27 protein-coding genes are annotated in these 25,916 nt (G+C 67.7%); 20 read left to right on the forward strand and 7 right to left on the reverse strand.

Annotated elements, in window-relative coordinates:
• Window positions 1–348: 348 nt before the first annotated feature.
• The 10 genes from HWX76_RS13385 (at window position 349) to HWX76_RS13430 (ending at window position 8,254) form a co-directional block, all read left to right on the forward strand.
• Window positions 349–540, forward strand: a complete 192-nt coding sequence (locus HWX76_RS13385; RefSeq protein ID WP_050015345.1) for a Flp family type IVb pilin — start codon at window positions 349–351, stop codon at window positions 538–540.
• 148 nt (window positions 541–688) lie between these two features.
• Window positions 689–880 (forward strand): Flp family type IVb pilin, encoded by a 192-nt coding sequence (locus HWX76_RS13390; RefSeq protein ID WP_050015343.1) that lies wholly within the window; start codon window positions 689–691, stop codon window positions 878–880.
• Between the two features lie 83 nt (window positions 881–963).
• Window positions 964–1,170 (forward strand): Flp family type IVb pilin, encoded by a 207-nt coding sequence (locus HWX76_RS13395; RefSeq protein ID WP_124555503.1) that lies wholly within the window; start codon window positions 964–966, stop codon window positions 1,168–1,170.
• A gap of 28 nt (window positions 1,171–1,198) precedes the next feature.
• Window positions 1,199–1,738, forward strand: coding sequence for a prepilin peptidase (locus HWX76_RS13400; RefSeq protein WP_050015339.1), 540 nt, complete (start codon window positions 1,199–1,201; stop codon window positions 1,736–1,738).
• A 43-nt stretch (window positions 1,739–1,781) separates the two neighbouring features.
• Window positions 1,782–3,182: an ATP-binding protein gene (locus HWX76_RS13405; RefSeq protein WP_050015337.1), complete on the forward strand. Its 1,401-nt coding sequence runs from the start codon at window positions 1,782–1,784 to the stop codon at window positions 3,180–3,182.
• Window positions 3,183–3,217: 35 nt separating this feature from the next.
• The gene (gene cpaB / locus HWX76_RS13410; protein ID WP_124592664.1) at window positions 3,218–4,057 is read left to right on the forward strand and encodes a Flp pilus assembly protein CpaB; all 840 of its coding nucleotides are present in this window, start codon (window positions 3,218–3,220) and stop codon (window positions 4,055–4,057) included.
• Between the two features lie 104 nt (window positions 4,058–4,161).
• A complete protein-coding gene (locus tag HWX76_RS13415) occupies window positions 4,162–6,093 on the forward strand; it encodes a type II and III secretion system protein family protein (protein WP_176015912.1) in 1,932 nt (643 codons plus the stop codon).
• Between the two features lie 20 nt (window positions 6,094–6,113).
• A complete protein-coding gene (locus HWX76_RS13420; protein ID WP_124592666.1) occupies window positions 6,114–6,410 on the forward strand; it encodes a hypothetical protein in 297 nt (98 codons plus the stop codon).
• Window positions 6,411–6,435: 25 nt separating this feature from the next.
• Window positions 6,436–7,707: a TadE/TadG family type IV pilus assembly protein gene (locus HWX76_RS13425; RefSeq protein ID WP_124679154.1), complete on the forward strand. Its 1,272-nt coding sequence runs from the start codon at window positions 6,436–6,438 to the stop codon at window positions 7,705–7,707.
• A 13-nt stretch (window positions 7,708–7,720) separates the two neighbouring features.
• Window positions 7,721–8,254 (forward strand): TadE/TadG family type IV pilus assembly protein, encoded by a 534-nt coding sequence (locus tag HWX76_RS13430; RefSeq protein ID WP_124592668.1) that lies wholly within the window; start codon window positions 7,721–7,723, stop codon window positions 8,252–8,254.
• A gap of 13 nt (window positions 8,255–8,267) precedes the next feature.
• Here HWX76_RS13430 and HWX76_RS13435 read toward each other — a convergent pair whose 3' ends face one another.
• Window positions 8,268–9,320, reverse strand: coding sequence for an RNA-guided endonuclease TnpB family protein (locus HWX76_RS13435; RefSeq protein WP_176015913.1), 1,053 nt, complete (start codon window positions 9,318–9,320; stop codon window positions 8,268–8,270).
• A gap of 92 nt (window positions 9,321–9,412) precedes the next feature.
• Between HWX76_RS13435 and HWX76_RS13440 the strand changes: the two genes are divergently transcribed.
• The 5 genes from HWX76_RS13440 to HWX76_RS13460 are packed head-to-tail and all read left to right on the forward strand — an operon-like array spanning window position 9,413 to window position 14,496.
• On the forward strand, window positions 9,413–9,856 hold the full coding sequence (locus HWX76_RS13440) for a TadE family protein (protein WP_124555452.1): 444 nt from the start codon (window positions 9,413–9,415) through the stop codon (window positions 9,854–9,856).
• 22 nt (window positions 9,857–9,878) lie between these two features.
• The gene (locus tag HWX76_RS13445; protein WP_050015325.1) at window positions 9,879–11,087 is read left to right on the forward strand and encodes an AAA family ATPase; all 1,209 of its coding nucleotides are present in this window, start codon (window positions 9,879–9,881) and stop codon (window positions 11,085–11,087) included.
• An 18-nt stretch (window positions 11,088–11,105) separates the two neighbouring features.
• On the forward strand, window positions 11,106–12,473 hold the full coding sequence (locus HWX76_RS13450) for a CpaF family protein (RefSeq protein WP_050015323.1): 1,368 nt from the start codon (window positions 11,106–11,108) through the stop codon (window positions 12,471–12,473).
• 34 nt (window positions 12,474–12,507) lie between these two features.
• Window positions 12,508–13,485: a type II secretion system F family protein gene (locus HWX76_RS13455; protein ID WP_050015321.1), complete on the forward strand. Its 978-nt coding sequence runs from the start codon at window positions 12,508–12,510 to the stop codon at window positions 13,483–13,485.
• Window positions 13,486–13,521: 36 nt separating this feature from the next.
• Window positions 13,522–14,496, forward strand: a complete 975-nt coding sequence (locus HWX76_RS13460) for a type II secretion system F family protein (RefSeq protein WP_050015320.1) — start codon at window positions 13,522–13,524, stop codon at window positions 14,494–14,496.
• 266 nt (window positions 14,497–14,762) lie between these two features.
• Here the strand turns inward: HWX76_RS13460 and HWX76_RS13465 are convergent, their stop codons facing one another.
• The 5 genes from HWX76_RS13465 to HWX76_RS13485 all read right to left on the reverse strand — a co-directional run bounded on the left by HWX76_RS13465 (window position 14,763) and on the right by HWX76_RS13485 (window position 19,678).
• Entirely contained in the window at window positions 14,763–15,728 is a 966-nt protein-coding gene (locus HWX76_RS13465; RefSeq protein ID WP_050015413.1) for a transporter, read from the reverse strand.
• Between the two features lie 37 nt (window positions 15,729–15,765).
• Window positions 15,766–16,293, reverse strand: a complete 528-nt coding sequence (locus HWX76_RS13470) for a flavin reductase family protein (protein WP_050015318.1) — start codon at window positions 16,291–16,293, stop codon at window positions 15,766–15,768.
• Window positions 16,294–16,298: 5 nt separating this feature from the next.
• On the reverse strand, window positions 16,299–17,537 hold the full coding sequence (locus tag HWX76_RS13475; protein ID WP_176015914.1) for a styrene monooxygenase/indole monooxygenase family protein: 1,239 nt from the start codon (window positions 17,535–17,537) through the stop codon (window positions 16,299–16,301).
• Between the two features lie 63 nt (window positions 17,538–17,600).
• Window positions 17,601–18,389 (reverse strand): SDR family oxidoreductase, encoded by a 789-nt coding sequence (locus HWX76_RS13480; protein WP_050015314.1) that lies wholly within the window; start codon window positions 18,387–18,389, stop codon window positions 17,601–17,603.
• 41 nt (window positions 18,390–18,430) lie between these two features.
• On the reverse strand, window positions 18,431–19,678 hold the full coding sequence (locus HWX76_RS13485; protein ID WP_176015915.1) for a dienelactone hydrolase family protein: 1,248 nt from the start codon (window positions 19,676–19,678) through the stop codon (window positions 18,431–18,433).
• 351 nt (window positions 19,679–20,029) lie between these two features.
• Between HWX76_RS13485 and HWX76_RS13490 the strand changes: the two genes are divergently transcribed.
• Window positions 20,030–21,055 carry an AraC family transcriptional regulator gene (locus HWX76_RS13490; RefSeq protein WP_124630126.1) on the forward strand — a complete coding sequence of 342 codons (1,026 nt, stop codon included), beginning with the start codon at window positions 20,030–20,032 and terminating at the stop codon, window positions 21,053–21,055.
• Between the two features lie 128 nt (window positions 21,056–21,183).
• Window positions 21,184–21,714: a GNAT family N-acetyltransferase gene (locus tag HWX76_RS13495; protein ID WP_176015916.1), complete on the forward strand. Its 531-nt coding sequence runs from the start codon at window positions 21,184–21,186 to the stop codon at window positions 21,712–21,714.
• A gap of 24 nt (window positions 21,715–21,738) precedes the next feature.
• Here HWX76_RS13495 and gcvA read toward each other — a convergent pair whose 3' ends face one another.
• Window positions 21,739–22,617: a transcriptional regulator GcvA gene (gene gcvA / locus HWX76_RS13500; RefSeq protein ID WP_089490044.1), complete on the reverse strand. Its 879-nt coding sequence runs from the start codon at window positions 22,615–22,617 to the stop codon at window positions 21,739–21,741.
• A gap of 127 nt (window positions 22,618–22,744) precedes the next feature.
• On the opposite strand from gcvA, the gene argH reads away from it, so the two are divergent.
• Genes argH through HWX76_RS13515 form a run of 3 tightly spaced genes read left to right on the forward strand, consistent with a single transcriptional unit; the run spans window position 22,745 to window position 25,865 of the window.
• Window positions 22,745–24,178 carry an argininosuccinate lyase gene (argH, locus tag HWX76_RS13505; protein WP_124555445.1) on the forward strand — a complete coding sequence of 478 codons (1,434 nt, stop codon included), beginning with the start codon at window positions 22,745–22,747 and terminating at the stop codon, window positions 24,176–24,178.
• On the forward strand, window positions 24,172–25,065 hold the full coding sequence (locus HWX76_RS13510) for an amino acid ABC transporter permease (protein WP_124630128.1): 894 nt from the start codon (window positions 24,172–24,174) through the stop codon (window positions 25,063–25,065). Before argH ends, HWX76_RS13510 begins: the two co-directional genes overlap by 7 nt.
• Complete coding sequence (locus HWX76_RS13515; protein WP_050015301.1) at window positions 25,062–25,865, forward strand: amino acid ABC transporter ATP-binding protein; 804 nt, start codon at window positions 25,062–25,064, stop codon at window positions 25,863–25,865. Before HWX76_RS13510 ends, HWX76_RS13515 begins: the two co-directional genes overlap by 4 nt.
• Window positions 25,866–25,916 lie beyond the last annotated feature (51 nt).

The following is a 25,916-nucleotide window of genomic DNA, read 5'->3' on the forward strand; positions in this document are numbered from 1 at the left end:
ATGGGGAATAAAAATGAACGACCACAGCACATCGCGGATCGCAAGCCGCGTCAAAGACACATTGCAGCTTTGCCGGGAGTTCCTCTCCCGTTCAACCGGATTCCATGCGTCGAACGGCCGTCGTGCCGTTCCGGTCGCTCGACCTGCCCGATTCATCCGGCCGGTCGGACCGTACACGCGTCTCTCATGCTCCGTCTCGCCGATACCCGTTCGTACGAACCGCGGTAGTCCGCCCCGTTTCCGCGACTGATCGTCGGCTTCCGATTTCTAGCGTAGTGCCGGTGGTGCCCACCCCCGACGTCTTGACCGACGAAGGGTATTTCATAGCAGTCCGAAAGGAGAGTGCTCATGTCAAGAATCATCGAAAAGATCGCGTGGTTCGTCCAGGATCAGGACGGCGTGACGGCCATTGAATACGGCCTGATCGCCGCGCTGATCGCAATCGGCATCGTCGCCGCGCTGGCGACGGTCGGTACGGATCTGAAGACCGTGTTCAGCACGATCGCCGCGGATCTGGACTCGGCGGTAGCAGGCCTCTGATGGACGGTACGACGAACGGTTTGTCCGATCGTTCGAATCGTTCGTCGGCGCCACACGGCATCAACGATATTCCTCGACGTATCGATGCACGGTCGTCCGACCAGCCGGTGCGCGAGGGTTTTGAAAGTCACCACGCAAGGAGAACACCATGTCCAAGTTCATTCAACAAGCCGGCCGTTTCATTCGCGACGAAGACGGCGTGACCGCCATCGAATACGGCCTGATCGCCGCGCTGATCGCCATCGGCATCATCGCCGCGCTGTCGACCATCGGGAAGGACCTCAAGACCGTGTTCAGCACGATCGCGGCCGACCTCGATTCGGCGGTTGCAGGCATCTGATGCACCGCGCCGCGGGCGGCTCGGCTGGTGCAGCATTCGAGCCGTCCCCGGCCATCCCGATCAACCGGAAACCGGAGACCATCATGCAAGCCTTCGCGCGTGTCGCCCGTCGCTGGATCGCCGACGAACGGGGTGTGACGTCGATCGAATATGCATTGCTCGCGTCGATGTTCGCCGTCGCGGTACTGGGCAGCGTCGTCACGCTGAAGGGCTCGCTCGTCGATACGTACGAGATGATCGCCGCGGCCGTCAGCGCCGCCTTGACCACCGCGTTGTCCATGGTTTCCTGATCCACCGATTCGATACGCGAGGTTCGCCATGTTTCCCGTTGCGCCGCCTTACCCGGTTCCGTTGTGCGTGACGCTGCTCGCGATCGCCGCGGCCAGTACGGACATCGCCAGCCGTCGCATTCCGAACCGCCTCGTGTTGCTCGGCCTGGCCGGCGCGCTGGTTGCGCAGTGCCTGCTGCACGGCGTGCTGGCCGGCGCGCTCGGATGGCTCGCCGGAGCCGCGACCGGCTTCGGCCTGCTGCTGCCGTTCTACCTGTTGCGCGGGATGGCGGCGGGCGACGTGAAGCTGATGCTCGCGATCGGCGCATGGGTCGGCGCGGAAATGACGTTTTACATCGTGCTGGCCACGTTCGTGGCCGGCGGGGTCGGCGCCATCGCCTACGCGCTGCTGCGCGGGCGGATGCGCCAGATGTGGGCGAACGTGCGCACGCTGATCGTGCGGCGCTCGCGAGCGGCGCGCGCCGAGGCCGACGACGGCCCCGTCGAGATCGCGTCGGTCGGCACGCTGCCGTACGGCGTGGCGATCGCGGTCGGCACGCTGGGCATGCTGTTCGCGTCGTGCGCATAGCGCGGCGGATCCGCAACGAGGACGCAACGAGGACGGAGCGACCATGAACACGAACCACACCGAACCGAGACGCGACGCGCAGGTGGCACGCCTGCCCGATCCGCCGCCGTCGCGGGAGATCCATACGAAGCTGGGCGCGCAGCTGCCCGCGGCGCCGCGCACGCTCGCGGAAACCGGCCTGAGCACGACGTTCGTCGCCGGCCTCGTGCTGAAGTCGACGCTGATGCTCGGCCGCCCGTCGTACGGCGACCTGGTCGAGCGGCACTGCCTGCCGCTCGCGGTGCTCGACGACGTCTTTGCGTTCCTGGTGCGCGAGCATCTCGTCGAGCTGACCCATCGCGGCGCGACCGATCTCGACGTCACGTTTCGCCTGACCGACGCGGGCCGCGTGCTCGCGCTCGAGGAACGGGAACGCAGCGGCTACAGCGGTCCCGCGCCGGTCACGCTCGACGCGTATCTCGCGAACGTGGCCGCGCATTCGGTGCGCAAGCTGCACATCGGCCAGAGCGACGTGTGGGCGGCGTTCGAAGGCGTCGTGATCGACACGTCGATCCTCGACTCCGCCGCTGCCGCGCTGAACGCCGGCCGGCCGCTGCTGATCTACGGCCCGGCCGGCAGCGGCAAGACCTTCCTCGCCGAACGGCTCGGCACGCTGATGCATGGTCGCGTACCGATCCCGTACGCGATCTGCGCGGCCGGCGAAGTGATCCAGGTCTACGACCCGCTCCTGCATGTCGACGCAGCGTCGCAGGCCCGCGGCCAGTCGGTCGACCGTCGCTGGCGCCTGTGCGAACGGCCGGTCGTGATGTCCGGCGGCGAACTGACGCTCGGCGAGCTCGATCTTCGCCGCGACGAAGCGGCCGGCTTCTATCAGGCGCCGCCGCACATGAAGGCGAACATGGGCATGTACGTCGTCGACGATCTCGGCCGCCAGCGCGTCGAGCCGCGCGACCTGCTCAACCGCTGGCTACGTCCGCTCGATCGCGGCGTCGATTTCATGACGCTCGAATCCGGCAACCGCTTCGTGATGCCGTTCGACGTATGGCCGGTGTTCTCGAGCAACCTGGCGCCGGAGCAGTTCTGCGACGACGCGTTCATGCGCCGCCTCGGCTCGAAGCTGCACGTCGGCGCGATGTCGATCGATCACTACCGCGCCGTGTACGACGCGGCCTGCACGTCGCTCGGGCTCGTATCGGCGAGCGATGCTTTCGACTTCCTGCTGCACCGGCTGCATTTTCCGACCGGCAAGGCGTTTCTTGCCTGTTTCCCCGTGGATCTGCTGCGCCTGGTGGCCGCCGGTGCGCGGTATCGCGGCGATCCGCCCGAAGTGACGCACGACGCGCTTTACGACGCGTGGGCGAGCTATTTCGGCTCGGCGCCCGAACGTGACGACGGTCGTCCGCCGCCCGTCGAGCGCGGAGGCCGCACGTTCATCACCGGTTGAGCCGTTTCTTTCACGATTCGTCGAGGAGCATTGCCATGAAAAACAGTCGAGCGCTCATGATGCTGGTCGTCGCGATGATCGCGGGTCTCGCCGCGGTCGTGTTCGCGTCCCGCTGGCTGGTACAGACATCCACGAGCTCGGTCACGTCCGTCGCGGTGGCCACCACCGACCTGAACCTGGGCGAGCCGCTCGGGCCGAACCAGATCCACATGGTGAGCTGGCCGTCGGGCAGCGTGCCGACCGGCGCGTTCACCGATACGAAAACGCTCGAAGGGCGCGTCGTGCGCACCAGCCTCGCGCGCGGCGAGCCGGTGATCGAGTCGAAGCTCGCGCCGGTCGGCACGAAGGGCGGGCTGTCCGCGGTGATCGCCGACGGCAGCCGCGCGATCACGGTGCGCGTGAACGACGTGGTCGGCGTCGCGGGCTTCGCGCTGCCGGGCAACTACGTCGACGTGATCGTCAACACGCAGGAACAGCAGGGCAAGACCGACGGGCAGAGCATCTCGAAGATCGTGCTCGAGCACATCCTCGTGCTCGCCGTCGCGCAGCAGGTCAGCCGCGACGACACGGCGCCGAAGGTGGTCAACGCGGTGACGCTCGAAGTCACGCCCGACCAGGCCGAACGGCTCGACCTCGCGCGCAGCGTCGGCACGCTGTCGCTCGTGCTGCGCAACCAGGTCGACCAGAAGACGCTGACCACCGGCGGCGCGACCAAGCTGACGCTGCTCGGCAAGGAGCCCGCACCGGCAGCGGCGCCGGCGCCCGTCCAGGTGCGGCCGGTCCGTGTGCACGTCGCGTCGCATGCGGCGCCGGAAGTGCGGCGCGACTGCGTCGGCGTGCTGACGGGCGTGAAGGGCAGCGTCGAGTGTTTCTGAAGCCAAACCAACCAGCCAGATAAACAAACCGGCCGCCGGCAACGCGCGGCGGCCTTGGAAGTCGATAACCGGCACGGCGCCGGTCTCTCGGGGGATCAGACGAAATGAAGATCAAACCGCAACGCACAGGTACCGGCCCACTGCGCACACGCGTCGCACGGGGCACGATGATGGCCGCGATCCTCTGTTCGGGATGGCTGACCGTATATGGCGCACTCGCCCAGGAAGGCATCGAATCGGCGGTGCTGACCAAGGGCGGCGCCAGCGCGCCCGCCGCGGCCGGCAAGGGGCCGATGCAGATGACGATCAGCATGACGCCGGCGCCGGCCGCCGCGCCCGCCGCGTCGGCGGGGCCGCTGCGCGGGCCGAACTGCGTCGGCGCCGTGCGCGAATCGACCAGCGTCGCGGTGCCGCTCGGCAAGTCGCTGCTGGTGCCGATGCCGGAGCCGGTCCGCAACCGGACGATCGGCAATCCGGCCGTCGCGCAGGCGACGATGGTGTCGCCGCAGACGCTGTACATCCTCGGGCTCGCGGTCGGTACGACCAACATGATCGTGCAGGGCAGGAGCGGCGCATGCCGCGTGATCGACGTCGCGGTCGGCGCGGACGCCGGCGGGCTGCAGGCGTCGCTGCTGCAACTGATGCCGAACGAGCGCGACATCCATGTGTCGACCGCGGCCGGCACGATCGTGCTGGCCGGCACCGTGTCGAGCTCGCAGGCCGCGCAGCAGGCCGTGCAGATCGCCCATGCGTACGGCGACAGCGCGGGCGAAGGCGCGGGCGGCGGCAAGCAGGGCGGCGGCGTGCTCAACATGCTGAACGTCACGTCGCCGCAGCAGGTGATGCTCGAGGTGAAGGTGGCCGAGGTGTCGAAGACGCTGATCAACCAGATGGGCAGCGCGTTCAACATCCAGGGCGGCTTCGGTTCGTGGAGCGGCGCGCTGGTCAGCAACCTGCTTGCCGGTGTCGCGAGCGGCGCCATCTTCAACAAGGCGAACAACAAGCCGTTCAGCATCGCGGCCGACGCGCAGAACACCGACAACCTCGTGAAGATCCTCGCGGAGCCGAACCTCGTGACGATCAGCGGCCAGGAAGCGACGTTCCTCGCGGGCGGCAAGATCTTCATCCCGATCCCGCAGAGCGGCAGCAACGGCGTCTCGTCGATCACGCTGCAGGAAGAGGAGTTCGGCGTCGCGCTGAAGTTCACGCCGACGGTGCTGGCCAACGGCCGGATCAGCCTGAAGGTCGCGCCGGAAGTGTCGGAACTGTCGCAGACGGGCGTCACGCTGAGCGCGTCAAACATCGGCGGCACGTCGATCCTGCCGCTGATCACCACGCGGCGCGCATCGACGACGGTGCAGATGAGCGACGGCGAATCGTTCGCGATCGGCGGGCTGATCAAGGACAACGCGACCGGCGCGCTGAAGGCGATCCCGGGCGTCGGCGAAGTGCCGGTGCTCGGCGCGCTGTTCCGCAGCACGTCGTTCCAGCAGGACCGCACCGAGCTGATCTTCCTGATCACGCCGCACCTGGTGAAGCCGCTGCAGACCGCGGACGTCGCGCTGCCGACCGACAGCTTCTCGAAGCCGAACGAAATCGACGTGTATGCGACCGGCAACATGGAAGGCCGCCGCGGCGTACGCAAGGCAGGCGCGCAGCCGATGCAACCCGCGAACGATGCAGCCGCCGCGCCGCAGGCACCGGCCCAGGCGCCGGCACCCGCTCCGGCGCCGAAATCGGAAGCGCCGGTCGTGCCGGCCGCGCTGCCCGCGCCGCGTGCACCGCAAGCCGACGTGCAGCCGCCGGTGCCGGCCGAGCCGCCGAAGGCGCCCGCGCCGGTCGCGGCCGCCGCGCCGCAGCCCGATGCGGCCACCGCGGCGCGCGTCGCACGCATCGAAGCCGCCGCCGCGCGTCTTGCGGCCGCCGGCGCCGAACCGTCGGCCCAGCCGGCGGCGCGCACCAAGCACCGGACCGCGGCGGCGCCCAACGCGCAGATCGCGCGTACGGGCGCGGAACCCCAGTCCACCGATCGTTGAAGCCATCCAAGGGGAAGCTCATGAAATCCGCCTACCTCGTATTCGTGCGCCGCGCGGCGCTCGCCGCCCCGCTCGCGTTCGCGCTTGCCGGCTGCATGTCGTCGACCCCGGTGTGGGACAGCCGCTTCGGCGATTCGGTCCGCACCGTGATGCACGCCCAGATCATCGACCCGCATGCCGGCGAACATCCGGCGTCGGCGCCGGGGGTCGACGGCAGCGCCGCCGCGGCCGCGCTCGACAACTACGACAAGTCGTTCAAGCAGACCGTGCCGCCTGCCAATGCGTTCGTGATCGGCATCGGCAAGGCTACCCAATAACGACGGCATGCTCAGGGAGAACGCCATGAACCGCGCAGCCCGCTATCCGAAAGTCACGCGTCGCAGCCTGCATCGCCAGCGCGGTGCCGTCGCGATCATCGTCGGCCTCTCGCTGGCGGTGATGATCGGGTTCGTCGGGCTCGCGCTGGATCTTGGCAAGCTGTACGTCACGCGCAGCGAACTGCAGAACAGCGCCGATGCCTGCGCGCTGTCGGCCGCGCGCGACCTGACCTCGGCCATCAGCCTGTCGGTGGCCGAGGCCGACGGCATCGCCGCCGGTCACCTGAATTTCGTGTTTTTCCAGAAGACGTCGGTGCAGATGTCGACGAACGCGAACGTCACGTTCAGCGATTCGCTGACCAACCCGTTCCTGACCAAGAACGCGGTCACGAATCCGGCGAGCGTCAAGTACGTGCAGTGCACCGCGACGCTGAGCAACATCGCGCACTGGTTCATCGAGGTGCTGAACGTGCTGCCGGGCACGAAGCTCGCGAATGCGGCGGAAGTGTCGGCGAGCGCGATCGCGACCGTCGGCGGCGGGCAGACGACCTGCGCGATTCCGGTGTTCGTGTGCCGCGGCCCGTCCGACCCGGCCTACAAGGTCGGCGACTGGATCACGTCGCCGTCCGGATCGTCGTCGACCTACGGGCCCGGCAACTTCGGCTGGGCGGCGCTCGACGGCTCGACGAACGAGACGACGCTCGCGAGCGAGCTGTCGGGCAATACCTGCAACATCACGAGCCCGCCGGACCTGGCCACCACGGGCCTGAAGTCGGCGTCGCTGCGGGCCTGGAACACGCGCTTCGGCATCTATACGAACGGCGCGAATGGTTCGAGCGGCCAGCCCGACTTCACCGGCTACGCGTATGTCGGCCCGAACTACGGGCCGCCGGGAACGCCGGGCATCAAGGGTGACGCGTACACGCAGTTCGTGGCCGACCGCGCGAGCTTCAAGCCTTACCAGGGCGACGGCGCACCGCCGTCGGGCAGCGGCATCTCGACCAACGGCACGGCGACGGCGAGCAACTACGCGACCTACGGCAGCGACCGGCGCCTCGCGCTCGCGCCGGAGGGCGACTGTTCGACGCTGAAGGGCACCAGCGGCAAGGTGCACGTCACGCAGTGGGATTGCGTGCTGATGCTCGATCCGCTCCCGTTCAGCGCGGGCAGCGGCGCCATCGTCGCGCATCTGGAATACCTCGGCTCGTCGGTGTCCGGCAACAACCCGTGCGCGACGCACGGCTTGCCCGGCAGCGGCAGCGCGTCCGGAACTCAGGTTCCGATGCTCGTTCAATAGCGGAGAGACGATCATGAAGAAGCCGTCGATTCGTCGTTCGCGCACCCGCGGCGCCGTCGCCGTCGAGTTCGCGCTCGTGCTGATGCCGATGATCATGCTGGCGACCGGCGTGGCCGAGTTCGGCCGGGCGATCTACCAGTACGAGACGCTGACCAAGGCGACCCGCGATGCCGCGCGCTACCTGTCGGTCTGGTTGCCGACCGACAGCGCGTATCCGGTGTCGCAGGCGCAGTGCCTGGTCGTCTACGGCAGCACGACGTGCGGCACGTCGGGCACCGAGCTGGTGCCCGGGCTCACGACGTCGATGGTCACGATCTGCGACGCGCAGCACACGACCGGCTGCAGCGATGCGTCCGATCCGTCGCAGTTCGCGAACCTGCCGACCTACGATTCGAACAACAACGCGGCAAGCGGCACGGCCACGGGCGCGATCAACGTCGTCGAAGTGAAGATCAGCGGCTACAAGTACCAGCCGATTCCCGCGTACCCGGGGCTGCCGTCGATCACCTTCGGCAACATCGTCACCGTGATGAGGCAAGTGTCTTGACGTCCTCCTTCGCCTAAAGGCGGAGGATTCCCACACCTGGCGATGCACGTCCGCATCGGAGAATGTTCAACGCAGCGTTGGTATCTCGATCATGTTCGACACCACAGTCACTACAGGCCCACTCTCTTATTCGCAGTCCCGCGATACCTTTCGGCCGCGTCGTGCTGTCTTTCGACCCGCACGCCGAACAGGACTGGGTCGAACCGCTTTCGTCCACTTCCTCGAACGTGGCCCCGTGCGCGATCGCTTTGTAGCGGAGCTTGTCCCGGAAGGACGACCAGGATGCGTCGTAGACGCTCTTCGCCATCCTGGTTCTGGCGAGTTTTGCGGCCGACACGTTGCCGACCGCGATGTAATCGAAACGCAGCACCAGATCGAGCGCGAGCTTATGCTGGAAATCGGCACGCGCATTCGCAACCTTGGCGTGCAGCTTCGCGATATGCCTCTTGTGCTTGCGTGCTCGCTGCGCTTTCGCCAGCTTGTCCGCCGCTCGTCGACCGAATTGGTCATTGGGCAGTTTCTCGCCGGTCGAAAGTGTGGCGAAGTCTTTCAGGCCGAGATCGATGCCGACACCGGAACGGATCGGACGAGCCTGCACATCGGGCATCTCGATCACGATGTTCAAGAACCAATTACCGCGTGCATCCTGCGCAAAGCTGGTCCCGTCCTTGATCTTGCCTTCGGGAAGCGGCCGGCTGTTGAACACGCGAAACGTGTTGCCGGCAAAGCGAAACGCGTCGCCCTCGCGCTTCAGGTCGCGGCCCTTCAGCGGCACCCAGCCCAGCGACTTCCTGCCGCGATAGCGCAGGAAGGGCCGACGGTGCTGACTGCGCGACTTCGCGTATTGCTCGCACGTCGCGTTGATCGTGCCGGAGTGGATGCCGAGCGCCTTGCTGCTGCCGGTCGTGAGCATGTTCAGGTCAAAACCCGTCGGCCACTTCTTGCTCCACTTGAGCGCGTGCTTCTGCGTGTCATTGCAGAAGTTCCAGACGTAGTTCACCGCGCGGCTCTGCTTGTTGAGCAGTCCGTTGAGCGACTTCACCCGGTAGCGGTAGACAAGGATCATGCCGGTGATCCTAACCCGTGGAAGAAGCTACCTGTCAACAGCCCCCCTTTCCTTCCCGCCATCAACGGCGGGGTTTCTCGGAGCAAATACTGATGAACGCGCGCTCATTTCCGCTGTCCCGCCGGCGCGCGCAGCGCGGCGCGGCGATCGTCGAATTCGCGCTGATCGCGACGGTGCTGATCATGCTGCTGATCGGCATCTTCGAGTTCGGCCGCGTGCTGTTCTACTGGAACACGGCGAGCGAGGCCGTGCGCCTCGGCGCACGCACGGCGGTGGTCTGCGACGTGAACGCCGCGGGCGTCGTGAAGCGTGTGCGATCGCTGATGCCGCTGCTGTCGAACGCGAACGTTTCGGTTAACTACACGCCGTCGAGTTGCGACATCAACACCTGTTCGTTCGTGACGGTGAGCGTCACGAACGTCACCGTCAAGACCATGATCCCGTTCATGAACGTCACGCTGAAAATGCCGCCGTTCACGACGACGCTGCCGCGCGAAAGCCTGAATTCCGCGACGGGCGGCTCCGCCTGCAACTAATCGACAAGACGAGGCACACGACATGATCAATATCCTCGTAGCTTCCGACGATACCGCGCGGCTTTCGCAGATCGCGCGTCTCGTGGCCGACTGCGGACGCTATCGCACGACGCGCGCCACCGGCCGCCCGTCGCAGATCGAACATCGCACTGACGGGCTCGACGCGTTCGACATCCTGCTGGTCGACGGCGCGTCGCTCGAGCCGTTCGAGCTGTCGGCGATCGAGCGCATCTGCCGCGCGCATGCGGGCCTGACCTGCATCCTCGTGACGGCCGACGCATCGCCGCACGTGCTGCTCGATGCGATGCGTGCGGGCGCCCGCGACGTGCTGCAGTGGCCGCTCGATCCGCAGGCGCTCGGCCACGCGCTCGGGCGGGCCGCCGCGCAGAGCACGCGGCGCGATACCGACGACACGCGCATCGTGTCGTTCATGTCGTGCAAGGGCGGCGCCGGCACGAGCTTCGCGGCCAGCAACGTCGCGTTCGAGATCGCCGAGGGCTTCAAGCGCCGCGTGCTGCTGATCGACCTGAACCAGCAGTTCGCCGACGCGGCGTTCCTCGTCAGCGACGAAACCCCGCCGTCGACGCTGCCGCAGCTATGCGCGCAGATCGAACGGCTCGACAGCGCGTTTCTCGACGCGAGCGTCGCGCACGTGACGGAAAACTTCCACGTGCTGGCTGGCGCCGGCGACCCGGTCAAGGCCGCCGAGATGCGCGAGGACGCGCTCGAATGGATTCTCGGCGTCGCGGCACCGCGCTACGACTTCGTGATCTTCGACGTCGGCGTCGGCATCAACCCGCTGTCGATGGTCGCGCTCGATCGCAGCGACCAGATCCAGCTCGTGTTGCAGCCCGCGATGCCGCACGTGCGCGCCGGCCGCCGGCTGCTGGAGATCCTCGTGTCGCTCGGCTATTCGACCGACCAGTTGCGGCTGATCGTGAACCGCGCGACGCGCGCGAGCGAGCGGACCCGCACCGCGCTCGAGGAAGTGCTCGGGCTGCAGGCGGCCTGCACGATTCCCGACGATGCCGACACCGTGCTCGAAGCGATCAACCAGGGCCATCCGGTGTCGCGGCTCGCGCGCGGCTCGGCGGTCGCACGGGCGTTGCAGGGCCATGCGAAACAACTCGTCGACGGCGAGGTGCGCGCGGGACGCAGCGCGACGCACAGCGAGCCGTTGATGTCCCGGCTGTTCGGCCGCAAGGCCACGCCGAAGCTCAAGTCGATGTAATTCTTACGGGGAACCATCATGTCATTGCGCGAACAGATGTCCTTGCATCGGGCCCAGCCGGCGGCGGCGGGCGGCGAACCGGTCGGCCCGGCGCATTCGTCGGTGCGCGACGCATACCAGAAGCTGCGCCGCGAAATTCACCTGGCCGTGCTCGAGCGCGTCGAGCTCGAGCGCCTGTCGCGACTGCATCAGGACCAGGTCCGCATGGAGATCGGCTCGCTGATCGCACGCATCCTCGACGAGGAAAGGATGCCGGCGAACGACATCGAGCGGCGCCAGCTCGCGATCGACGTGTACGACGAGATGTTCGGCTTCGGCCCGCTCGAAGCGCTGCTGCGCGACCCCGGCATTTCCGACATCCTCGTGAACACGTACCGGCAGGTCTACGTCGAGCGCTGCGGGCAGCTCGAACTGACCGACGTGACGTTCTACGACGATGCGCACCTGATGAAGGTGATCGAGAAGATCGTGTCGCGCGTCGGGCGCCGCATCGACGAGTCGAGCCCGATGGTCGACGCGCGGCTGCCGGACGGTTCGCGCGTGAACGCGATCATCCCGCCGTCCGCGATCGACGGGCCGCTGATGTCGATCCGGCGTTTCGCGGTCAACCCGCTGAAGATGGACGACCTCGTGCGCTACCACAGCCTGACGCCGCCGATGGCCGAGCTGCTCGACGCGCTGTCGCGCGCGAAGGTGAACGTGCTGGTGTCGGGCGGCACCGGCAGCGGCAAGACGACGCTGCTCAACATCCTGTCCGGCTTCATTCCGCGCAACGAGCGGATCGTGACGATCGAGGACGCGGCCGAACTGCAACTGCAGCAGCCGCACGTGCTGCGGCTCGAAACGCGCCCGCCGAACATCGAGGGCAAGGGCGAAATCACGCAGCGCACGCTGGTGCGCAACGCGCTGCGGATGCGCCCGGACCGGATCATCCTCGGCGAAGTGCGCGGCGCCGAAGCGCTCGACATGCTCAACGCGATGAACACCGGCCACGAAGGCTCGCTCGCAACGATCCACGCGAACACGCCGCGCGACGCGCTGACGCGGCTCGAGAACATGGTCAGCGTGTCCGGCCTGACGCTGCCGCCGAAGACGATGCGCCAGCAGATCGCGTCGGCGATCTCGGTGGTCGTGCAGGCGGCGCGGCTCACGGACGGCAAGCGCAAGATCATCAGCATCCAGGAACTGACCGGGATGGAAGGCGACATCATCAACATGCAGGAGATCTTCACGTTCAAGCGCACGGGCGTGGACCGCGACGGCGCGGTGCGCGGCCACTTCTGCGCGACCGGCGTGCGGCCGAAGTTCGTCGAGCGGCTGCAGGCGTTCGGCATCAACCTGCCGGATTCGCTGTACGACCCGTCCATGCGGTACGAGGCGGACTGACGCCAGGGCGTCCTGTGCTGCCGGGGAGAGGCTCATGAATGCGATCTTTTACGGTTTTGTGATTCTTACCTTCGTCGCGGTCGTGCTGTCGATCGAAGGCATCTATCAATGGTGGAACGCGCGACACGGCGCCGCCGCGCGCCGGATCGAATCGCGCATTCGCGCGATGTCGGCCGGCGGCAACGTGCAGCAGGAGCGGCTGTCGATCCTGAAAAAGCGCATGCTCGACGAGTCGAAGCCGTTCGACCGGCTGCTGCTGCGCCTGCCGCGCGTGCATGCGCTCGATCTCGTGATCCAGCAGTCGGGCCTCGACTGGACGCTGCCGAAGCTGATCACGCTCAGCGCGACGTTCGCGGCGCTCACGTGGTTCGCGGCGAGTTTCGCGCGAGCGCCGCAGCTCGCCGCGGTGCCGCTCGCGCTGTTCGCCGGGTGGTGGCCGATGATGTACGTGTTGCGCCGCCGCGCCCGGCGGATGCGCAAGCTCGAACGGCAGTTGCCGGAGATCTGCGACATGATCGCGCGCGCGCTGCGCTCCGGTCATTCGTTCACGAGCACGCTCGGGATGGTCGGTGACGAGTTTTCCGAGCCGATGGGCGGCGAATTCCGCGTCACGTTCGACGAGGTCAACTACGGCGTGTCGCTGCACGACGCGCTGATGAACCTCGCGACGCGCGTGCCGGTGCAGGACCTGCGCTACTTCGTGATCGCGGTGCTGATCCAGCGCGAGACGGGCGGCAACCTGGCCGAGTTGCTCGACAGCATCGCCGCGCTGATCCGCGAGCGCTTCAAGCTGTTCGACAAGGTGCGCGTGCTGTCGGCGGAAGGGCGGCTGTCGGCGTGGATTCTCGGGCTCTTGCCGTTCGGCACCGCGGCGGTGATGGCGCTGCTGAACCGCGAATTCCTGTCGGTGCTCTGGGAGGATCCGGCCGGGATCCGGATGGTCGGCACGATGCTGGTGTCGATGCTGTTCGGCCTGTTCTGGATCCGCCGAATCGTGCGCATTCGCGTCTGACGCGCGAGCCGAATAACGAACCGTTGCGAGGTAGTCATGCAAAACCTGAGCGTGGTCCAGGCCGTGATGCTGGGCGGCTTGTTCATCTTCGTGGCCGGCGGCGTGCTCGTCGCGATGCTGCTGTTCGCGCCGCGCGGCATCCAGCGCCGGCTCCAGCAGGCCGGCGGAACCGGGGCGGGCGGCGTCGCCGGCCCGGGCGACGGCGACGACATGGCGTCGCGCTGGGTCGCGAAGCTGGTCGAGCTGTCCACGCCGATCTCGAAGCTGTCGGTGCCGAAGGAGGGCTGGGAGAATTCGCCGCTGCGCATCCGGCTGATGAATGCCGGCTGGCGCAACCAGAGCGCGGCCGCGCTGTATTTCACCGCGAAGACGATACTCGCGCTCGGCCTGCCGTGCGCGGCGCTGCTGGCGCTGATCACGACGTCGCTCGGCGACGAGCGCGCGGTGCTGTCGCTGATTCTCGTGGCGCTCGCCGGCATCGGCTACTACATCCCGAACATCGTACTGTCGCAGCGGGTCAAGGTGCGCCAGCAGAAGATCTTCGAGGATTTCCCGGACGCGCTCGACCTGCTGACGGTGTGCGTCGAGGCGGGGCTCGGGCTCGACGCGGCGCTGATGAAGGTGAGCGAGGAGCTGCGGTTTCGCAGCGAGGTGGTCGCGAGCGAACTCGATCTGCTGCTGCTCGAGATGCGCTCCGGCTTCACGAAGGAGACGGCGCTGCGCAATCTCGCGCTGCGCACCGGCGTCGAGGACATCGAATCGTTCTGCGCGATGCTGATCCAGGCGGACCGGTTCGGCACGAGCATCGGCGAATCGCTGCGCGTGCTGTCGGACATGCTGCGTACGCGGCGCCGGATGCGCGCGGAGGAACGCGCGGCGAAGATCGCGCTGAAGCTGCTGTTTCCGCTGATCTTCTGCATCTTCCCCGCGCTGATGATGGTGCTGCTCGGGCCGGCGATGATCCACGTCTATCGCGTGCTGCTGCCCACGTTCGTCGGCGTCGCGCCGTAAGCGGCGCGCGGATGCGGCTTCACGCGCATCGATCCAGGCTCGACGTGCCGGCCCCGGGGCGATTCGGCGGCCGGCGCGGCAACAGGCTTCATGGAGGCTCCCTCCCCAGGCGGCGCCGCGAGACAGGTCGACCATAGCGGCGTCGATGCATCCTGGACCCATGGTCGATCATGGAACGAGCCGTAGTCCACCGCCTTCACGGCTGCCCCCTGCGGCTAACCGCCGAGCCGGCGTGCTGCGTATCGGGACGGCCGACGCCCGGTGTATCACTGAAAGTGATGCACGTAGCGCAGCACCATCCGCGTCCCCTGCGGCCGGTTGCGCGCATAGGTCTCGAAGTACGCGTTGAACAGCAGGTGATCGTGCGGCGAGAAGCTATACATGGCGCCCGGCCCGATCGCGAACACGGCTTCCCGCGTGCCCGGCACGTCCTGCCCGTTGGCCTTCATGTCGGTGGTCTGACGTAGCCAGTAGCCGTTGAGCCCCAGCCGCAGGCCGGGCCGCACTTCGTACTCGGTCGCGAAGTTCACGTGGATCGCCTGGCCCGCTTGCGTCGACGTCACGTCCGGGCCGAGTGCCGTCGCCGGTTGATGGTTGGTCGCGTTCCACAGATAGTGCAGCCGCCACGATACGGTCCATTTCGGCGTGAGCCACAGCGTCGCGGCCCAGTACGGATCGAACGACCAGAAATGGCTGCCCGGATTGATCGCGCGCGCCGGATCGTACGCGCCGGTCGGCACGACGAACTGGAATTCGACGCGCTGCGCGAAGCGTGGGCCCTGCGCGCCCATCACCGGGTCGAACTGGACGAACGGGCCGATCAGCAGATCGCCGAAGCCGGCGCGCGCATTCAGCGCGACGTTGCCGATGCCGTCGTCGGTCCGCGCGGACGCGATCCACGGCAGGATCACGTCGAGGCCCGGATGCATGCCGGCAAACGTCAGCGGGGACTGATAGACGAGCTGACTCAAGCCCGCGAACAGGTCGATGTCCTGCTTCGGCAGCCCGACCTTGTTGCCTGCATTGTCGTTGACGCGGCCGGCCGTGTAGTACTGCAGGTACTGCGTGCCGTACCAGCCGGCGCCGGCCGGCGGCATGCCGTCGAGGAAACTGGTCATGCCGAGGTTGACCGCCGGCAGGTCGGCCGCATGGGCCGGCGTATGACCGGCGAGGCCGCCGAGGCCGGCGAGTGCGAAGCCTGCGGCGACGAGCAGGCGAGAGCCGATTTTCATGTTCACCACCTCTTGGCTATTTGATTGTATGTACTAATTAAATGGAGCGTGAAAGATCGGGATGATCGGCGATCGCGCGATACTGGCCCGCATGGAACACGAGCGGCGCCTTGCCGAAGGCGTCGAACTGCTCGATCTCGCCGATGAACAGCAGGTGGTCGCCGCCTTCGTAGTGGCCGACGTTGCGGCACACGAAGCGCGCGCTCGCGCCGTCGAGGCACGGCACGCCGCCGTTCTCCGAATCCGCGTGCGGCACGCCGTCGAACTTGTCGGCGCTGGGCGTCGCGAAGCGGCGCGACAGGTCGATCTGGTCGTGCGCGAGGATGTTGATCGCGAAGTGGGTCGCCGCGACGAAATCCGGGCGGCTCGGCGCGAGCTTGCGCAGGCTCCACAACACGAGCGGCGGATCGAGCGACAGCGACGAGAACGAATTCGCGGTGAGGCCGACCTTGCGCCCGTCGGCAGCGCACGTGGTGATCACGGTGACGCCGGTCGGGAACTGCCCGAACGCGGCGCGCAACTGCATCGGGTCGAGGGCCGGACGGTCGGTAACGGTCGTGTCCATGGCGCTCACTCCGCACGCACGCTGTGTTCGCGGATCAGCGCCGCGCACGCCGACGGTTCGAACCACCACGGCGCGAACCGGCGCGGATCGTCGAAACCGTCGACAATCGTTTTCGCGAGCGACGGCAACTGGCCGGCCGCGCCGAGCAGTTCGAGGATGTGCGGCGGCGGCGGGGTGAGCAGCGAGTTGGTCCAGCGCACGACGTGCCGCGCATACGCCCAGTAGCCTTCGAACGTCTGGTGCATCCAGTCTTCGCCGAACGGTGCGGCACCGCGCGCGACGATCGCGTCGAAATACGCGTTCGCGCATTTCGCGGCGTTGTTCGAGCCCTGGCCGGTGATCGGATCGTTGACCACCACCGCATCGGCCATCCCGAACACGGTGCGGCCCGACGGCAGCCGGAAGAACGGCTTGCGCACGGTCGGCGCGAAGCGCCCGGCCAGCGTGCCGTTCGGATCGGTGAGCGCGACGTCGCGGCAGCGCTCGTATTCCCACGGTACGTACTGCTGCAGGAACGACAGGCTGCGGTCCAGATGCTGCTCGGGCGTCTTCACGTCGGCCCAGCAGTCGAGCGGGCCGCCCGGGATGCCTTCGAACACCATGATTTCGCACGGGCCGGTGGTGGTCAGCGCGGGAAACACGAAGTACTCGCCGATGCCCGGCAGCAGGTTGAAGCGCACGCGCGAATACGGCTCGCTCGGCGTCATCCCTTTCACGTAGGTCAGCGCCAGCGCGCGCTGCGGACGATCGAACGGGCTGCGCGCATCGTCGCGGCCGAGCAGGTTCACGATGTCGCCCTTGCCGGCCGCGAGCAGCACGAGATCGTGGCTGCGGGCCAGTTCCTCGAGTTCGGGCACGCCGATGTCGGCGATGCGCACGTCCGCGCCGCGGCGGCGGACGCCGTCGAGCCAGTCGGCCATCTTCACGCGCTGGTCGACCGACTGCGCGTAGCGGGTCAGCCGCGACGACCAGTCGATCGCCTTGCGGCCGTGGCCGTCCGGGTGCGGCACCGCGATGCCGATGCCTTCGACGGACGGGCATGCTTCCTCCCACGTATTCAGGCCGAGATCGCGCTCGATCTGCAACGACGTGTGAAACATGCATTGGCTCGACATGACCTTGCCGGAGCGGATCTGCTCCGCGTCGCGGTTGGTCGCGAGCGTGACGTGGTAGCCCTGGTCGAGCAGGGCGAAGGCGAGTTGCAGGCCGGACTGGCCGGCGCCTACGATAGCGATGCGTCTCATGGGAGTGTCCTTGGTTGGCCGCGTGGCGGCCGAATGATTGCGTGAAGGGGCGACGCGAAACGGTCACTCCGCGAGCCGCGGAATCGCCGGCACCGCCTGTTCGGGGCCCATCGCGGCATAGCCGCCGTCCACCGCGTAGTCGGCGCCCGTCACGAAGCTCGCCGCGTCGCTGCACAGGAACGTGACGACCTGCGCGACTTCCGACGGATCGCCGACGCGGCCGAGCAGGTGGAACGGCGCGGCGACGCGATCGGTCTTCGCACGGTCGCCGTGCGTGAGCTCGTCCATCACGCGCGACCAGGTCCACCCGGGCGACACCGAGTTGACGCGAATCCGGTCGGGCGCGAGATCCATCGCCATGCTGCGCGTGAGCTGGCGGATTGCGGCCTTGGAGGTCGGATACAGCCAGCGGCCGGTTTGCGCGCACTGCGCGGAGATCGAGCTGAAATTCACGATCGCGCCGCCGCCGCGCCGCGCCATGTGCGGATGCACGGCCTTCGCGAGCATCGCCGCCGACACGACGTTGACGTCCATCGCCGCGAGCCAGTCGTTGCGGGTCGCGTGGATGCCGTTGTCGACATAGCTGCACGCGAGGTTGACGAGCACGTCGATCGCGCCGAATCGTTCGACGATCGTCGCGATCGCGCGCTCGATCGCACGGTCGTCCGTGATGTCGAGCGCGATGAACAGCGCCCGTTCGCCGAGCGATGCGGCTACGCGTGCGCCGTTGTCCGCATCGAGATCGAGGATCGCGACGCACGCACCGGCGCGGCTCAGGTCCTGTGCAACCGCGGCGCCGATCAGCGTGGCGCCGCCGGTGACGAGCGCGACTTTGCCAGCAAGGGCATTCATGGGGTGTCTCCGGGAATCATGGGGGTGAGGGTGGGGCCGCGTCAGTGCGCACCGGTGGACGGCGCACTGTCGCGCCAGCGGCGCATCAGGCCGTTCGACGGCACGGTGACGTCGAGCAGCTTGCGGGCCGTGTCGACGCCCGCGACCGGCAGGCCTGACGGGTCGAGCAGGCCGATCTGCACGAGCACGCTCGCCTGATCCCAGTAGATGTGCTCGTGATAGAGCTTGTCGCCGCGAAACTTGACGATTGCGACGAGCGGAATCTCGACGCGCTTGCCGGTCGGCGCGACGCCCGGCAGCATCCAGTCGATCTCGGTGGTGTGCGTGAAGCAGAACAGCAGCTCGTCGACGATCTGGCTCGCGCCGATCGTGCGCGAGATCGGCGTGATCGTCGTGTCGGGCGGGTTCGCATGCACGAAGTGATGCGTGTAGAAGCGCTTGAGCTCGTCATGGCCGACGCCGCCGGTCAGCGTCGGAATATGGTTGACGTACGGCTCGGCGACCATCGTGGCCATCGTCGCGTCGACGTTGCGCGTGTCGAACTCGTGCTGCAGATGCGTTTCCCACAGCGCGGACAGGTCGTAGTGCGGGCCGAGCGCGGCGCGGAACGCGGCGATCGCGCGCTGGTGGGCCATGACCGCGGCGGCCTGGTCGTAATGATCGCCGCCGGCGCGGGCGAACGCGTGGTCGACGCCGGGGTAGACGTAGACTTCGACGCCGTCGCGGCCGGCCAGCGCAGCCGCGATGCGCTGCTGCGCGTCGGGCGGGCAGAAACGGTCCTGCGCGGCGATCTGCAGCACGAGCCGCCCGTGCAGGTGCGCCGCTTCGTCCAGCGCATGCTCGATGCCCACGCCGTAGTAGCTGACCGCCGCCGCCACGCCCGGCAGCCGGCATGCGGCGAGATACGCGAGCTTGCCGCCGAGGCAGTAGCCGAGCACGCCGGCCTCGCCCGTGCATTCCGGCCGCTGGCGGAGCGCGTCCAGCGCGGCGCCGACGTCGTCGACACCGTTGTTTTCGTCGAATTCGCGATAAAGGGCCATTGCGCGCTCGACATCGGCCGCCGCATACCCGAGCTCGATGCCGGGCGACTGGCGCCAGAACAGGTCCGGCACGAGCACCGTGTAGCCTTCCTCGGCGTAGTAGTCGGCCACGTCCCGCATCGTCGCGTTCGCGCCGAAGATCTCGTGACAGAGCACGATGCCCGGCCCCGTGCCGCCGGCCGGCGTGCTCAGGTACGCGCGAAACGCGCCGCCGTCCGGCGATGGAATCTCGATGTGACGTCCGTTCATCTGTCCCTCCGTGCTGTTGGTTTCGGTGATGGGCCCAGTATTGGCGGCCGAAATGGGCGTTTCTATCCGCTTTCTTCGGCCGGTATCCGCGAATTCCGGAAACCTGCGGCAGCGGCCGCCGCGAGCCGGCGGGCCGTGGGCGACTGCGGGTATGTGCGGATGCGGACAGCCCGCACAGTTTTCTACGATGCGCGAACGGTCCGCTTCTTGCGTGGCTTGCGCGGGACTTGCGTGTTTCGTGGGACGGATTGTCCGGATGCTCCGGGCGCTGTCCGGATCGTGCGACGCATTCCCCGAGATCGGGAATGCATGCACGGCGCGAGTGCGATCGAGCACGACGGGAGAACTTCGATGGCGCAATTTTCCGAAACCGGCTGGCTGGGTGAAGCCGCCTGTTTCAATCACGGCACGCTGCTGCTGGAGTCGAACGACGTCGACGAGGTGCGTGCGCGCGTGGCGGACGTCTTCAAGCCGCATCGACTCACGCCGACCGGCGAATCGCGCGTGCTGCACAGCTGCATGCACCATGCGCGCTGGGGCAACCTGTCGCTGAACCTGCTCGATTACGGTGGCGAGGTGTCGATCGAACCGGGGCCGCTCGAGCATTTCTATCTGTTGCAGATTCCGCTGCGCGGCGACGCCCAGATCGAATGCGGCGCGACGCGCTTCGTGTCGTCGCCCGACACGGCGTCGCTGCTGTCGCCCACGCTGCCGCTCCGGATGCGATGGGGCGAAGCGTGTCCGCAAGTCATCCTGCGTATCGAGCGCGACGTGATGGAGCGCCACGCGCAGCGGCATTTCGGCGGGGACCGGCGCGCGAGCGTCGAATTCGAACCGGCGTTCGACCTGTCGTCGCCGCAGGGCGTCTGTCTCGCGCAGGTGCTGCCGGTGCTCGCCGGCGCGATCGCGACGGACGCGCATCCGCTGCGTCATCCGCTCGCGTTCGAGCAGCTCGAATCGACGCTGCTGAACCTGCTGCTGTACGGCCACCCGAACACCGCGCGCAACGGCACCCGTTCCGCGCCGGCGCCGCTCGCGCCGTTCTACGTGCGGCGCGTCGAGGAATACATCCGCGCGCATCTCGACGAGCCGCTGACGATCGAACGGCTCGCCGAACTCGCCGGCGTCAGCCCGAGCACGCTGTTCGCCGGCTTCCGCAATCGCCACGGGATCACGCCGATGGGCTTCGTGCGGCAGTTGCGGCTGCAACATGTGCGCGACGAACTGCTGGCCGACGATACGCCGGGGCTCGCGTCCGTCACCGACGTCGCGCTGAAATGGGGCTTCGCGCACCTCGGGCGGTTCGCGATCGAGTACAAGCGGGCGTTCGGCGAATCGCCGTCGGCGACGCTCAGGATGCGCCGCGGGCGGGGGTGAGGGCGGCGCGATGGGTCGGCCCGCTCGATCGCGCGGCCACGAAGGTCGTTCGACAGCGTTGCACGGATCGTCCACAATCCGTCGTGCACATCGCGCCCGTCGGCGCGATGCCTCCGGGAGCGTCCTCAATGACTGGCCTATCCATCCGGTCCGCCACGATCGGCGATGCGCAGGCGATCGCCGATTTTCATGTCAAGGTCTGGCGGCAGACCTATCGGGATCTCGCGCCGGCCGACGCGCACGCCGTTCTCGACGAACACTATCGCCGCAGACAATGGAATGAAAAGCTGTCGTCGAACGACGGGAACCCGCTCGTGCTGGTGGCGGAGATCGACGGCAGCATCGTCGGCATCGGGGCCGCCGGCGCGCCGTCCGATCCGGTATTCAACGGCCGTGGCGAGATCAAGTTTCTGTATGTCGATCCCCGATTCCAGCGTCGCAGCATCGGCCGCCAGCTGCTCGCGCGGCTCGCGACGCATTTGGGCCGGTTGCGGTATCCGGGCGCGGCGTTGAGCGTCGTCGACGGCAACGACGCGGCGATCGCGTTTTATGCGGCGCTGCATGGCCGGCCTGCCGGCGAATACATCGATCCGGGGCCGGTCTGGCGATCGCGCAACATCGTGATGGTGTGGGACGACCTCGCGAGCCTTGGTGCGTGAGCACACCGCGCGCGGCGACGCGTATCACGCGAGGCGTGCCCGCAGCCACGACGTGAACGCGGCCACGAGCGGCGACTCGGCCAGTTCATGACGCGTGACGAGATAGTACGCGTGGCGTGACGGCACCGTGGCGCTGAACGGCCGCACGAGCGTGCCGTCGATCAGGTCGTCGCGCACCGACAGGCTGTCGCCGAGTGCGACGCCCTGGCCGTGCACCGCGGCTTCGACGCCGATGTGCGCGTTGCCGATTTCGAGAATGCGGATGCCCGGCAGCTTGTCGGCGTTCGCTTGCGCGAGCCACCGCGTCCACGAGCCCGCATGCTCGCAGAACAGCGTCCGCCCCGCGAGATCCTGCACCTTGCGGATCGCATCGGGCCCGTTCATCAACGCCGGGCTCACGACCGGGAACAGCGCCGGATGCGCGAGCAGCTCGACGCGCCGGTTGCGCCAGTTGCCTTCCCCGTAGCGAATGCAGACGTCGACGTCCGCCGAATAGGTTTCGCGATCGTCGTTCGACGGAATCACTTTCAGATGGATACCCGGATAACGCTCCAGAAAATCGCCGATGTGCCGGGCGAGCCAGCGCGACGTCAGCGACAGCGGCGTCGACACGACGAGATCGCCGGCGGCGGCCGGCGAATCGAGCCTGACGGTGGCGTTCGCGATCATGTCGAACGCGGTACCGACCGGTTCGAGCAGCGCCTCACCTTCGGGCGTGAGCTTCACGCGGGCCTTTGATCGGACGAATAGCGCGATGCCGAGCGTGTTCTCGAGAATGCGGATCTGGTGGCTGACCGCGCTGGCGGTCACGTGCAGTTCATCGGCGGCGGCCGACACGCTGCCGCACCGGGCGGCGGCTTCGAATGCGCGAAGCGGGTTCAGCGGAGGCAGGCGGTTGCGCATCGGCGGGGCACGTCGCGGGCGACGATACTGAGAAAAATTTCATTAAAACGGATTCAATTTCTCGCTACAACAAAAAAAATTGAATGCCTACAGTGGGAGCAATCCAACCGAGTCGAGGTCGACCGCAATGAGCCTTACCGAACCGATCGAACGCCTGTGGGGCGGCCGCTTCCAGTCGGCGCCGTCCGACGCGCTGCAGAACCTGTCCCGCTCCGATCCGAGTTTCTTCCGTCTCGTGCCGTACGATCTGGCGGGCTCCCGGGCCCATGCGCGCGAACTGAACCGCGCGGGTATCCTGAACGACGACGACCTCGCGCAACTGCTGGACGCGATGGACGGCATCGCGCGCGACTATGCCGCCGGCGCGATCGCGCCATCGCTCGCCGACGAGGACGTGCACACGTTCCTCGAGCGCGTGCTCACGCAGCGGCTGCCGGCGCTCGGCGGCAAGCTGCGCGCCGGGCGCTCGCGCAACGACCAGGCGGCGAACGACCTGCGCCTGTATCTGCGCGACAAGGCGCGCCGGCTCGTGCGCGGCGTGCTCGACCTGCAGGATGCGCTGATCGGCCAGGCGAGCCGGCATGTCGACACGGTGACGGCCGGATTCACCCACCTGCAGCCCGCGCAGCCGATCGTGTTCGGCCATCAATTGCTCGCCCACGCGCAGTCGCTGTATCGCGACGCCGATCGCCTGGTCGACTGGGACCGTCGCACCGCGCGTTCGCCGCTCGGCGCGGCCGCGCTCGCGGGCTCGGCGATCTGCGTGCGGCCCGAGCTGTCGGCGCGGGAGCTGGGTTACGACGCGCCGTGCGAGAACTCGATCGACGCGGTGGCCGCGCGCGACCACGTCGCCGAATTCGTGTTCGTCACCAGCATGCTCGCCGTGAACCTGTCTCGCCTGTCGGAAGAAGTGATCCTGTGGACGTCGCGACAATTCCGCTGGGTGGAACTCGACGACGGCTACGCGACCGGCAGCTCGATCATGCCGCAGAAGAAGAACCCGGACATCGCGGAGCTCACGCGCGGGAAGGCGGGGCGCCTGATCGGCAACCTGACGGGGCTGCTCGCGACGCTGAAGTCGCTGCCGCTCGCGTACAACCGCGATCTCGCGGAAGACAAGATCGCCGCGTTCGATTCGATCGACACGCTCGAACTCGTGCTGCCGGCGATGGCGGGGATGATCCGCACGATGCGCGTGAACGTCGACGAGATGCGTCGCCAGGCGCCGCTCGGCTTCACGCTCGCCACCGAGGTCGCCGACTGGCTCGCGCTGACGGGCGTGCCGTTCAGCGAGGCGCACGAGATCACCGGCACGCTCGTGCGCGCGTGCGAGCGGGACGGCATCGAGCTGGCCGACGCGAGCGCCGAACAGTTGCAGGCCGTCGACACGCGCCTCGCACCGGCGGTGCGCGCGCATCTGACGCTCGACGCGGCCGTCGCCGCACGCGGCGGGGCGGGCGGCACGTCGCCCGTACGCGTGCGCGAACAGATCGATCGCCTGAGCGAGGCAATCGAGCGCCAGGCCGCGTGGGCGGCCGATTACCGGGGGCCGTCATGCTGAGCGCATCCGATTCCCGCCGTCTCGACGGCGCACCGGCGGCGGCCGATGCGGTCGCGGACGACACGGCCGTCCTCGTGCGCGTGCGCCGGCGCTACTGGGGCCGCTACGTCGCATCGGTCGCGATCGTTGCCGCGCTTGCCTATATCGCCGCCGCGTTCGCGCGCGGACAGATCGAATGGCGTGTCGTCGGCCAGTTCCTGACCGCGCGCTCGATCCTGACGGGGCTCGCCAACACGATCGTGATGACCGTCCTCGCGATGACGGTCGGTGTCGTGCTCGGGGTCGTCACCGCGGTGATGCGGCTGTCGTCGAACCCGGTGCTCGGGGCGATCGCGCAGGGCTATATCTGGCTGTTCCGCGGCACGCCGGTGATTCTGCAGTTGCTGCTGTGGTTCAACCTGGCGCTGGTGTTTCCGACGCTCGGCATCCCGGGCATCGCCGAATACCGGACCGTCGACGTGATGACGCCGTTCCTCGCGGCCGTGCTCGGACTCGGCATCAACCAGGGCGCGTATACGTCGGAAGTCGTGCGGGCCGGGCTGCTATCGGTCGATACAGGCCAGTACGAGGCCGCGAAATCGATCGGCATGCCGCGCCTGCAGGCGCTGCGCCGGATCATCCTGCCGCAGGCGATGCGCGTGATCGTGCCGCCGATCGGCAACGAGCTGATCGGCATGGTCAAGCTGACGTCGCTCGCGAGCGTCGTGCAGTACGCGGAGATGCTGCACAACGCGCAGAACATCTACTACGCGAATGCCCGCGTGATCGAACTGCTGATCGTCGCCGGCATCTGGTATCTCGCGGTCGTCACCGTGCTGTCGCTCGCGCAGGCCCGCGTCGAACGGCGCTTCGCACGCGGTGCGGGGCGCGCGGCGGGCCGAAAATGAACGACACGATCCACAACTATCGGGAGAACGTCATGACGAATGCAGTCGTTCGCGCGGTCGACGTGCGCAAGTCGTACGGCGATTTCCAGGCGCTGCACGGCATCACGCTCGACGTCGAACAGGGCGAAGTGCTGTGCATCATCGGCCCGTCGGGCTCGGGCAAGAGCACGTTCCTGCGCTGCATCAATCAACTCGAGACGATCAGCGCGGGCGCGCTGTGGGTCAACGGCGAACTGGCCGGTTACCGGCGCACGGGCAACCGGCTCCACGCGCTGTCCGAGCGCCAGGTCGCGCGCCAGCGGCTGGCGACGAGCATGGTGTTCCAGCGCTTCAACCTGTTTCCTCACAAGACGGCGCTCGAGAACGTGATCGAGGGCCCCGTGCAGGTGCTCAAGCGCCGCCGTGCGCAAGCGGAGGAGGAGGCGCGCGCGCTGCTCGCCCGCGTCGGGCTCGCCCACAAATGCGACGCGTTTCCGGTCGAGCTGTCGGGCGGCCAGCAGCAGCGCGTTGCGATCGCGCGGGCGCTCGCGATGCATCCGCAGCTGATCCTGTTCGACGAACCGACGTCGGCGCTCGATCCCGAACTCGTCGGCGAAGTGCTGGCCGTGATGCGCGATCTCGCGAAGAGCGGGATGACGATGATCGTCGTCACGCACGAGCTCGGCTTCGCGCGCGAGGTGGCCGACCGCGTCGTGTTCATGGACGGCGGCCGGATCGTCGAAAGCGGGCCGCCGGACCAGGTGCTGTCCGCGCCGACCCATGCGCGCACGCGCGACTTCATTTCGGCGGTGATTGCTTGAGCGGGTCGGGCGCCCCGTGCAGAAGCGCCCGAACGATTCCTCCGTCAACGA

The sequence above is a fragment of the Burkholderia sp. BCC0398 genome (assembly GCF_902833245.1).
GTDB classification, from domain to species: Bacteria; Pseudomonadota; Gammaproteobacteria; order Burkholderiales; family Burkholderiaceae; genus Burkholderia; species Burkholderia sola.

Excerpts from the sequence above, each read along its gene's own strand:
- HWX76_RS13460 (WP_050015320.1), top strand. The coding sequence starts at position 13,522 with ATGCAAAACCTGAGCGTGGTCCAGGCCGTGATGCTGGGCGGCTTGTTC.
- HWX76_RS13395 (WP_124555503.1), top strand. The coding sequence starts at position 964 with ATGCAAGCCTTCGCGCGTGTCGCCCGTCGCTGGATCGCCGACGAACGG.
- HWX76_RS13475 (WP_176015914.1), bottom strand. The coding sequence starts at position 17,537 with ATGAGACGCATCGCTATCGTAGGCGCCGGCCAGTCCGGCCTGCAACTC.
- HWX76_RS13430 (WP_124592668.1), top strand. The coding sequence starts at position 7,721 with ATGAAGAAGCCGTCGATTCGTCGTTCGCGCACCCGCGGCGCCGTCGCC.
- HWX76_RS13450 (WP_050015323.1), top strand. The coding sequence starts at position 11,106 with ATGTCATTGCGCGAACAGATGTCCTTGCATCGGGCCCAGCCGGCGGCG.
- HWX76_RS13510 (WP_124630128.1), top strand. The coding sequence starts at position 24,172 with ATGCTGAGCGCATCCGATTCCCGCCGTCTCGACGGCGCACCGGCGGCG.
- cpaB (WP_124592664.1), top strand. The coding sequence starts at position 3,218 with ATGAAAAACAGTCGAGCGCTCATGATGCTGGTCGTCGCGATGATCGCG.
- gcvA (WP_089490044.1), bottom strand. The coding sequence starts at position 22,617 with ATGCGCAACCGCCTGCCTCCGCTGAACCCGCTTCGCGCATTCGAAGCC.
- HWX76_RS13480 (WP_050015314.1), bottom strand. The coding sequence starts at position 18,389 with ATGAATGCCCTTGCTGGCAAAGTCGCGCTCGTCACCGGCGGCGCCACG.
- HWX76_RS13415 (WP_176015912.1), top strand. The coding sequence starts at position 4,162 with ATGAAGATCAAACCGCAACGCACAGGTACCGGCCCACTGCGCACACGC.
- HWX76_RS13515 (WP_050015301.1), top strand. The coding sequence starts at position 25,062 with ATGAACGACACGATCCACAACTATCGGGAGAACGTCATGACGAATGCA.
- HWX76_RS13470 (WP_050015318.1), bottom strand. The coding sequence starts at position 16,293 with ATGGACACGACCGTTACCGACCGTCCGGCCCTCGACCCGATGCAGTTG.
- HWX76_RS13485 (WP_176015915.1), bottom strand. The coding sequence starts at position 19,678 with ATGAACGGACGTCACATCGAGATTCCATCGCCGGACGGCGGCGCGTTT.
- HWX76_RS13405 (WP_050015337.1), top strand. The coding sequence starts at position 1,782 with ATGAACACGAACCACACCGAACCGAGACGCGACGCGCAGGTGGCACGC.
- HWX76_RS13490 (WP_124630126.1), top strand. The coding sequence starts at position 20,030 with ATGGCGCAATTTTCCGAAACCGGCTGGCTGGGTGAAGCCGCCTGTTTC.
- HWX76_RS13425 (WP_124679154.1), top strand. The coding sequence starts at position 6,436 with ATGAACCGCGCAGCCCGCTATCCGAAAGTCACGCGTCGCAGCCTGCAT.
- HWX76_RS13455 (WP_050015321.1), top strand. The coding sequence starts at position 12,508 with ATGAATGCGATCTTTTACGGTTTTGTGATTCTTACCTTCGTCGCGGTC.
- HWX76_RS13420 (WP_124592666.1), top strand. The coding sequence starts at position 6,114 with ATGAAATCCGCCTACCTCGTATTCGTGCGCCGCGCGGCGCTCGCCGCC.
- argH (WP_124555445.1), top strand. The coding sequence starts at position 22,745 with ATGAGCCTTACCGAACCGATCGAACGCCTGTGGGGCGGCCGCTTCCAG.
- HWX76_RS13435 (WP_176015913.1), bottom strand. The coding sequence starts at position 9,320 with ATGATCCTTGTCTACCGCTACCGGGTGAAGTCGCTCAACGGACTGCTC.
- HWX76_RS13465 (WP_050015413.1), bottom strand. The coding sequence starts at position 15,728 with ATGAAAATCGGCTCTCGCCTGCTCGTCGCCGCAGGCTTCGCACTCGCC.
- HWX76_RS13495 (WP_176015916.1), top strand. The coding sequence starts at position 21,184 with ATGACTGGCCTATCCATCCGGTCCGCCACGATCGGCGATGCGCAGGCG.
- HWX76_RS13390 (WP_050015343.1), top strand. The coding sequence starts at position 689 with ATGTCCAAGTTCATTCAACAAGCCGGCCGTTTCATTCGCGACGAAGAC.
- HWX76_RS13440 (WP_124555452.1), top strand. The coding sequence starts at position 9,413 with ATGAACGCGCGCTCATTTCCGCTGTCCCGCCGGCGCGCGCAGCGCGGC.
- HWX76_RS13400 (WP_050015339.1), top strand. The coding sequence starts at position 1,199 with ATGTTTCCCGTTGCGCCGCCTTACCCGGTTCCGTTGTGCGTGACGCTG.
- HWX76_RS13445 (WP_050015325.1), top strand. The coding sequence starts at position 9,879 with ATGATCAATATCCTCGTAGCTTCCGACGATACCGCGCGGCTTTCGCAG.
- HWX76_RS13385 (WP_050015345.1), top strand. The coding sequence starts at position 349 with ATGTCAAGAATCATCGAAAAGATCGCGTGGTTCGTCCAGGATCAGGAC.